Raw genomic sequence first — 8,295 nt, forward strand, 5'->3', positions numbered from 1 at the left:
AAGTGAGCGCAGCATGGCTCTCACCAACCGATACAGATCCGCGACCGGGACGGGCACGGTCGCCGCGTTCGTCCTGGTTCTCGTCTTCGGCAGCCCGTGGTACGCCGACTGGGCTGCGCACAACACCGACCCGAACACGGCCGGTGGCTGGTTCCTCCGGCTGCTGACCTGGCCCGCCTGGCGGTTCGACTCCGACGACTCCGTGCAGGACGTCTTCGCCGCCGACCTCCGGGCGATCCTGGTGGTCGTCCTGACCGCGCTCTTCCTGTTCCTACTGCCCGGATCCCAGCTCGCGCGGGCCCGGGGGACGCTCAGCCAGTTCTTCGCCGGCTGGGCGTCGTACATCTTCGCCGGGGCGTTCGCCGCCCTCCTCGCCACCCTGTTCCGGACGAACCCGTCGCTGCTCGGTGCGTTCCAGGCCGCCGGTTCCGGAGCGACGTACGGCCTCTTCGTGGGCTGGATCATCGGCATCGCCACCCTCGGCGCCTGGCGCGGTCGCCGCTGACCCGTCGGTCGGGCCGGTGCTGTGCTGATCCGCCGGGTGCCACCCCGGTGGCCCGACCCGCTCAGGCCGCCGGGCCGCCGCTGCCGAGCAGCCGGTCCCGGTCCAGCATCCCCACCGGCCGGCCGTCCTCGGTGACCACCGCCCGGTCCACCCCGGCGGTCAGCATCACCGCGAGTGCGTCGTACGCCGACGCGCCGAGATCGACCGTGGGCAGGCCGTCCGCGCCGGTCAGGGGGGTCACCGCGGCGCGGGTGATCGCGGTGACCGCGAGCCGCCTGATCCCCCGGTCGGCGCCGACGAACTCCCGGACGAACGGTGTGGCCGGGGCGCCGAGCAGGGCGGCCGGGGTGTCGTACTGCTCCAACCGGCCACCCTGGGAGAGCACCGCGATCCGGTCACCGAGCCGTACCGCCTCGTCCAGGTCGTGGGTGACCAGGACGATCGTCTTGCGTACCTCGGCCTGCAGGCGCAGGAACTCCTCCTGCAACCGGCCCCGGGCGATCGGGTCCACTGCGGAGAACGGCTCGTCCATCAGCAGCACCACCGGGTCGGCGGCCAACGCCCGGGCCACCCCCACCCGTTGCCGCTGCCCGCCGGACAACTCGTGCGGGTAGCGGCGCCCGAACTGCGCCGGATCCAGGCCGACCAGGTCGAGCAGTTCGTCGGCGCGCGCGGTGATCCGCTGCTTCGGCCAGCCCAGCAGCTTCGGTACGGTGCCGACGTTGGCGCGTACCGTCTGGTGGGGGAAGAGCCCCACGTTCTGGATCACGTAGCCGATCCGGCGGCGCAACCGGACCGGATCGACCCGGGTGACGTCCTCGTCGCCCAACCGGATCCGGCCCTCCGTGGGCTCGATCAGCCGGTTGATCATGCGGAGCACGGTCGACTTGCCGCAGCCCGACGGGCCGATCAGCACGACCAGTTCGCCCGCGCCGATCTCCAGGCTCAGGTCCCGTACGGCGACCGTACCGTCCGGGTACTGCTTCCGGATGTGGTCAAGGGTGATCGCCGAGGCACCGGGCCCGCCGGCCGGCGCCGGACCGGGTCGGGTGGCCGGCGCCGCACCGCCACCGGCGGCACCCGGGTTGCTCTCCGGGGTAACGTCCACGTATGTCCTTCCGCCTCGGCTACCGGGAAGACCCGGCGAACCCGTGGTTCTCCTGGCAGTATGTGCGGGACAATTCCGACACCATCCTCGCCGCGCTCCGGGAGCACGCCTTGCTGACCGGACGGGCGGTGCTGATCGCCGCGCTGGTCGCGGTGCCGCTCGCCGTCGCCGGGTACTGGTTCCGGTCGCTCACCGGGCCGATTCTCGCACTCTCCGGGGTGCTGTACACGGTTCCGTCCCTGGCGCTGTTCGCCTTCATCGCACCGTACTTCGGGGTCGGGGCCACCACGGTGCTGATCGCGCTGGTGCTCTACGCCCTGCTGCTGATCGTCCGGAACGCGCTCGCCGGCTTCCACCAGGTCCCGCCGGAGGTACGCGAGGCGGCCGAGGGCATGGGCTACGGCCGGCTCGGCCGGCTCCTCCGGATCGAACTGCCGCTCGCCCTGCCCGGCATCCTCACCGGCATCCGGCTCGCCACCGTGTCCACAGTGGCGCTCGTGACGGTCGGGGTGCTGGTCGGCCACGGCGGGCTCGGCCAGCTCATCTTCGCCGGCTTCCAGAACAACTTTTACAAGGCGGAGATCCTCACCGGCACGCTGCTCTGTGTCGGACTGGCGCTCGTACTCGATCTCCTGCTGGCCGGGACGGGCCGGCTGCTGACCCCGTGGCTGGCCCGCCGGGGCGCCCGGTGAGCGCCCGCTCGAACCCGGTCGAGCAGGCCGTGGTCTGGCTCAACGACCCGCTGAACTGGACGAATCCGGGCGGCATCCTGGACCGGCTCGGGGAGCACCTGACCATCTCGGCCGCCGCCGTCGCGCTGGGCTGCCTGGTCGCCTGGCCGATCGGGCTCTGGCTGGGGCACCGGGGCCGGGGCGGTGGACTGGTCGTGCTGATCTCCAACGTCACGCTCGCCATCCCGACCCTGGCCCTGCTGACCATCCTGCCGCTGACCTTCCTGGGTTTCGGTCGGCCGCCGGTGATCATCGCGTTGGCGGTCTTCGCGGTACCGCCGCTGCTGGCCAACGCGTACACCGGGGTCCGTCAGGTGGATCCGGAGGTCCGGGACGCGGCCCGGGGGATGGGGCTGTCCGGTGGACGGCTTCTCCGTCGGGTCGAGCTGCCGCTCGCCGTGCCGTACCTGGCCGCCGGGTTCCGGACCGCCGCCGTGCAGGTCGTGGCGACCGCCGCGCTCGCCTCGTTCGTCAACGGCGGCGGGCTCGGCCAGATCATCCGGGCCGGCTTCGGGCTGGACATCGCCGCCGGTGGGGGCCAGATCCTCGCCGGTGGTCTGCTGGTGGCACTGCTGGCGATCGGTGTGGAACTGCTGCTCGCCGGGGTCGAACGGGTGGTCACCCCGCGCCCGCTCCGCCGGGTACGGCACCGCGCCGCCCGCCGGGCTGCGGACGCCACCGCCGGGGCGTGAGGGGGCAGGTACCTGAAGGGCCCCGCCCGCTGGCCACTTCGGCGCCGATCATGGAGTTGTGTGGGCGACAAAGGGGATTAATAGCCCCTAAAGGGTCACCATAAGTCCATGATCGACAGGGGCGGGTCCGACACCGACCGTGATGGCCCGGTGCACGCGTTATGACGATCTGGTGACAACAACCCGCTCCGGGTTGGCGCCATCGGCTGCGAGGATGTTTCGTGGAAGCTGCGGGCGATCAAGACGAAGGTTCGCCCGTCGGACACGCGGCCGGCCCCTCGGGCCGCGCCGGGACACGGAAGGCGGGCGACATGCGCGCACGTACACGTCTGGCTGTCGGCGCTGTCGGCGCCCTGGCCGCGGCCGGTCTCCTGACCGGCTGCGGGGATGCCGGCTCCTCGGGTACCGAGGCACCGCAGTCCGCGGCGGCGGGCGCTGGTTGCGCCCCGATCGCCGGGGACAAGCTGGTGGTTCTGATGGACGACCGGAAACTCCAGAACACCGACAACATCCTCCCGGCGATCAACGCGAAGGTGGCCAAGCCGGAGCTGATCGCCGCACTGGACAAGGTCTCCGGTGCCCTCGACATGACCAAACTCATCCAGCTCAACAAGTCGGTGGACGTCGACCGTAAGACCCCGAAGGTGGCTGCGGAGGAGTTCGCCGCCACCAACAACCTGACCTCGGGCATCGCCAAGGGGCCGGGCGGGGCGATCGTGATCGGTGCCGGCAACTTCAGCGAGAGCCAAACCCTCGCCGAGCTGTACCGGATCGTGGCGACCGCCGCCGGATACCAGGTCAAGGTGCAGCAGATCGGTAACCGGGAGCTCTACGCCCCGGCGCTCCAGTCCGGCGAGATCCAGGTGATCCCGGAGTACGCCGCGACGATGGCGGAGTACTACAACACCAAGGCCAACGGGCCGAACGCCACCCCGGTCTCCAGCCCCGAGCTGAACACCACCATGACTGCTCTGAAGACCCTGGGCGAGAAGAACGGCGTCGTCTTCGGTACCCCGGCGGCCGCCCAGACCCAGAACGCCTTTGCGGTGACCCAGGCATTCGCCGACAGGTACGCCGTGGCCACCCTGACCGACCTGGCCAAGAAGTGCTCCGGCGCGGCCACCGTGCTCGCCGGCCCGCCGGAGTGCCCGCAGCGGCCGAAGTGCCAGGCCGGGCTGATCGAGGTGTACGACTTCAAGGCCGGCTCGTTCAGCTCACTGGACGCCGGTGGTCCGCAGACCAAGAACGCGCTGAAGACCGGTGCCGCCAGCGTCGGCCTGGTCTTCTCCTCCGACGCGGCGCTCGCGGCAAGCTGACGCCGTAGCGGAACCATCGCCCCTGCCGGGCCGGACGGTGCCGTGCGGCACCTACCCCATCGGCCCGTCTCGGCTTGTCGCTGCACTCACGGCGCCCGGCCCACCACCGATGGTGGTGGGCCGGGCGCCGTTCGGCATTCCGGTCCGCCCGAACTCTCGGTAGGCTGCACCTCCATGCCAGTCCGGCGGAGCACCGACGACGACAACGCCGCTCCCTCCCTGCTGGCCGCGTTCTTCTGGGTGGGTGTCGGGCTGGCTCCGCTGGCCGCGATCATCCTGCTCGTCGCGGACACCAACGCGCCGCTGCGGATCGCCGCAGTGCTCGGCCTGACCTCGGTGGTGCTGATCGGGCTGTCGATCGCCCTCCGCCGCGACAGCGGGCTGCCCGATTCGGGGGTCGAGGACCGGCTCCTCGACGAGATCGAGGCGTTGCGGCGCGAACTCCGCAGCGGGCTCGCGACGATGCCGGTCCAGGCCGGGCCACGGGCCGCCGGTCGGGCCGGGATGCCGGCGGGCCGGGAAGCCGCACCGGGGCCGCGTGGCGTAGCGCCGGCCGGGTTCGGGGCGGGGCCACCGGCCGGGTTCGAACTCGGGCCATCGGCCGGCTTCGAGCCGGTACCGACGGCAACCAGTCGGCGGGGGCGTAGCCGGGGAGGGTGCCGGTTGCCCAGCGCCTCCAGTGGGACGGCTCGGCGGCGGTGAGCCGGTTGCGGCGGTACTGCGCGGTGCCCTTGGGCACGTCCATGGCTGCACCCGGTACCGGAATCGCCCGCACCAATCCCGCACCTATAGATGCGGGGGCGGATAATCCGGGAATGGCACAACGCAGACCGACGAAACCAACCCGCTGCCCCGACTGCGGTTACCAGTGGCACACCCTCGCCATCGGGCGGTCGGCCACCTGTCGACAGTGCGGGGTGCAGCACTACGTACCCGCCGACCCCACCGCCGCCGTACCCCTGGCGCAGCGTCCACACCGGGAGGTCACCTGCCGGCACTGCGGTCACACCTGGGCCACCCGCCGGCCCCCGCAGAGTGCGGTGCCCTGTAGCCAGTGCGGCCGGTCGGTGTGGGTTCCGCTGTCCGCCCGAGTGGTCGAGTCGCCCGCCGCAATCCGCCGCCAGGCCGCCGAGCTGAGCGCCGACCGGCCCGCCCGTCCGGCCCGCCCGTCCGGCCCGCCCGTCCGGCCCGCCCGTCCGGCCCGAGTACCCCGCCCCGCCCGCGTCCGTCGACCCCCGGCCACCGCGGCCCCGGCCGCCAGCTACGCGCCCGCGCTGTCCACCCTGGCCGCCCTGGTTTCCAACCTCACCCGGTCGGCAGCCCCGCCGGCCGCCCGGACCGCCCCGGCCCCGCCGGCACCCCGGCCCACCCCCGCGCCCCTGGCGGCCCCGGTTGCGGCGCCCACCGGCAGCCCTCACACGGTCGGCCCCGACACCGCCCGCGTCCTGGCCGCGATCGGGCAGCGTGACTACCTCAGCCCCGACCGGCTCGGCGACTGCCCGTTCTACGTGGTGAGCCGGGGCGCGATGTGCGGACTCGCCGCCCCGTACCGGGTGCTACTCACCCCCGACGCGTACCTGCCCGCCTGCCAGGGGCACGCGCAGTCGATCCGGGCGCAGGCTGCGCAGCACGGGGTGCCGTTTCCTCGCCGCTGTCGACGACATCGGCCCCGTACCGACCCAAGTATCGAACGCTTCGTTATCAAAGGCCTACAGCCCAGTTGTTCCTGGTCAAGCAATTGCCGTGGCTCCGATGGTCGGAGCCCGGCCCGGAAGGAGCCCTGATGATACTAATTCCACGCCTGCGGAGTCTCGCGGCGGTTCTGACAGTCGCCGTGGCCGCGGCGCTGCTGTCTTGCGCTCCGGCTTCGACCGCCCCCGTTGACTACGTCAAGGCGATCAATTGGGCCGGGTTCGGGTCCTACACGGGTTCGGACGCGGCGGGAGCGCGGTTGAAGTCGATCCTCGCTAACGAGTCGCGGTACCTGATCGGTCCGGCGTACGCGTCGAAGTACACCTACTACGAGCCCGACGGCTACCTGAACCTGGGCGGCACGAACGAGCCGGCAGTACGGCTGCCCGGCATGACCGCGGTGACCGTGGCGACGGCGTTGAAGCTGGGGGTGTACGACCCGAGGAACCTCTCCGAGAGCAACGCCACCATCCGCCTGATGAACCTGATCAAGACGATCGCGGCCCGGCACATGTCGAACAACACCAACACCTCGACGCGGTGGGGTCACGGGTGGCAGACCGCCCTGTGGGCATACTACGACGGGTTCGCGGCGTGGCTGATGTGGGACAAGCTGTCCACGACCGACCGGGACAAGGTTGTGAACATGCTCGTTGACGAGGCCAACCGGTTCACCACCGGCAACGACGTGTACCTGATCGGGACCAGCGGCAACCAGTTGTACGAGATCCGTCGCGACGGGACCGCGGTGACCCCGGGGGACAGTAAGACCGAGGAGAACAACTGGAGCGCCGCGCTGCTGGGCCTGGCCCTGTCTATGATGCCCACCCACCCGGACGCCGCGGCGTGGAGCACCCGCTACAAGCAGCTCGCGGTGTCGGCGACCGCGAAGCCCGCCGACCTCAGGGACCGCTCCACCGTCAACGGCATCACGCTCTCCACCTGGCTGCAGGGTCACAACATCGCCAACGACGGAACCCTGGAGAACCACGGCTTCCTGCACCCGCTCTACATGATCGTCGACCAGGGCCTCTACGAGGCGGCCGCCAACGGCTTGGCGGGCACCTGTGCGCCCAACGCCGCCAAGCGCAACGTCGCGCTCATGTACTCCGCGCTCGTTGACAAGCAGTTCCCCGCCAGCGGCGGCGGCACGAAGACCATCTACACGCCGGGCTCGTACAAGGTCTACTACCCGGAGGGCAACGACTGGGGCACCGAGTTCCCGATGTACTTCGGCGGGTTCGACCAGCTCGTGTCCCTCTTCGGCCTGGACTCCACCGTGTCCACCCCCGCGTCGACCTGGGAGAAGCTGCACAACGACCGGCAGATCGCGCTACAGGCCCGCCACACCGACGGCCACACCTACGGCTCCCTCACCGAGAACAACTACTACGGCCGCGAACAGCGCGTCGGCGTCATCTCCGCCCTCACCTACCTCACCACCTGGCTGGTAAACAACAGCGGCAGCAACAAGACTTGCTGGACCAACTCCTGACCCAGCTCCAAAGCGGCGGCCGGCATGCCAAGGGATGTCGGCCGCCCGTTCCCGCTACCTACGTGTCGACAGCCATTGCCAGGCATTCAGGCATGGAGATACCCCTGCGTTCCGCAGCTTCGCGTCGATATAGTCGGCGCATCTGGGGCCTTGAGCTGGGAGGAGGCGCCAGCAAAGAGTGAGCGTACCCGCACTCCGATGCGGGGCATTCGGCCGATGGCCGGAGTCCACGGCGGACGCGCTCGGCTACGATGCTCGGCGGCAACATGCGGGCGTTGCTTGAGGCGGATGCTTCGCGCTCGTCGCTGACCTGGGAGAACGTCCGGCCCCAGTGACACGGGTATCACCGGGTTTCGAGCCATTTTCGCAGCTTATACGGCAGATTCGCCGACTATATCGACAGTGAGCCATTCCGCGCAACGGTCTGGTTGCTGGCTGTAGCCGCTTGGGTGTCCGGTAGGTCCGAGACGCGCCCGATGAGCCGCGCTACGTAGAAAGAGCGCAGGACCCCGATAAGAAGGTGGCCTCTCACAGTCAACTTCATAAGGATCCTGCGCCGACGATGAGTGTCACATACACCGCTGTGCTGCCGGTACGCGAACACACCGTGGACGTGCTGACCGGGCTGCTCACTGCTGAACGAGCCCGCCGCGGCACCCGATCCGGCACCCGCGCGTTGACCTGCCGCGACCAGGCAATCCTGGTCCTGCGCTGGTTCCTCGACGGCACCCGGATGCGGCAACTCGCCCGCGATAA

The 8,295-nt window shown here is 70.5% G+C and carries 8 protein-coding genes and 1 pseudogene; 8 read left to right on the forward strand and 1 reads right to left on the reverse strand.

Translation table 11 applies throughout. From position 1 onward, the window contains the following. Positions 1 to 13 precede the first annotated feature (13 nt). The gene (locus V6U90_RS11720; protein WP_334434431.1) at positions 14 to 505 is read left to right on the forward strand and encodes a hypothetical protein; all 492 of its coding nucleotides are present in this window, start codon (positions 14 to 16) and stop codon (positions 503 to 505) included. A gap of 61 nt (positions 506 to 566) precedes the next feature. On the opposite strand, the gene V6U90_RS11725 is transcribed toward V6U90_RS11720, so the two are convergent. Continuing rightward, on the reverse strand, positions 567 to 1,511 hold the full coding sequence (locus V6U90_RS11725) for an ABC transporter ATP-binding protein (RefSeq protein ID WP_334434466.1): 945 nt from the start codon (positions 1,509 to 1,511) through the stop codon (positions 567 to 569). Between the two features lie 104 nt (positions 1,512 to 1,615). On the opposite strand from V6U90_RS11725, the gene V6U90_RS11730 reads away from it, so the two are divergent. From V6U90_RS11730 to V6U90_RS11760, 7 genes and pseudogenes are all read left to right on the forward strand, one after another. Then, positions 1,616 to 2,305 (forward strand): ABC transporter permease, encoded by a 690-nt coding sequence (locus V6U90_RS11730; protein ID WP_334434433.1) that lies wholly within the window; start codon positions 1,616 to 1,618, stop codon positions 2,303 to 2,305. Further along, a complete protein-coding gene (locus V6U90_RS11735; RefSeq protein WP_334434435.1) occupies positions 2,278 to 3,036 on the forward strand; it encodes an ABC transporter permease in 759 nt (252 codons plus the stop codon). Before V6U90_RS11730 ends, V6U90_RS11735 begins: the two co-directional genes overlap by 28 nt. Positions 3,037 to 3,347: 311 nt before the next feature. After that, on the forward strand, positions 3,348 to 4,352 hold the full coding sequence (locus tag V6U90_RS11740) for a glycine betaine ABC transporter substrate-binding protein (RefSeq protein ID WP_334434437.1): 1,005 nt from the start codon (positions 3,348 to 3,350) through the stop codon (positions 4,350 to 4,352). Between the two features lie 174 nt (positions 4,353 to 4,526). Then, a complete protein-coding gene (locus V6U90_RS11745) occupies positions 4,527 to 5,054 on the forward strand; it encodes a hypothetical protein (RefSeq protein ID WP_334434439.1) in 528 nt (175 codons plus the stop codon). 113 nt (positions 5,055 to 5,167) lie between these two features. Continuing rightward, positions 5,168 to 6,136: a hypothetical protein gene (locus tag V6U90_RS11750; protein WP_334434441.1), complete on the forward strand. Its 969-nt coding sequence runs from the start codon at positions 5,168 to 5,170 to the stop codon at positions 6,134 to 6,136. 167 nt (positions 6,137 to 6,303) lie between these two features. Beyond that, positions 6,304 to 7,539 (forward strand): hypothetical protein, encoded by a 1,236-nt coding sequence (locus V6U90_RS11755; protein ID WP_334434443.1) that lies wholly within the window; start codon positions 6,304 to 6,306, stop codon positions 7,537 to 7,539. Between the two features lie 562 nt (positions 7,540 to 8,101). Then, positions 8,102 to 8,295 (forward strand): annotated as a pseudogene (locus V6U90_RS11760) (IS5/IS1182 family transposase); the annotation flags it as partial.

Source organism: Micromonospora sp. CPCC 206060 (assembly GCF_036906895.1).
GTDB lineage: Bacteria > Actinomycetota > Actinomycetes > Mycobacteriales > Micromonosporaceae > Micromonospora.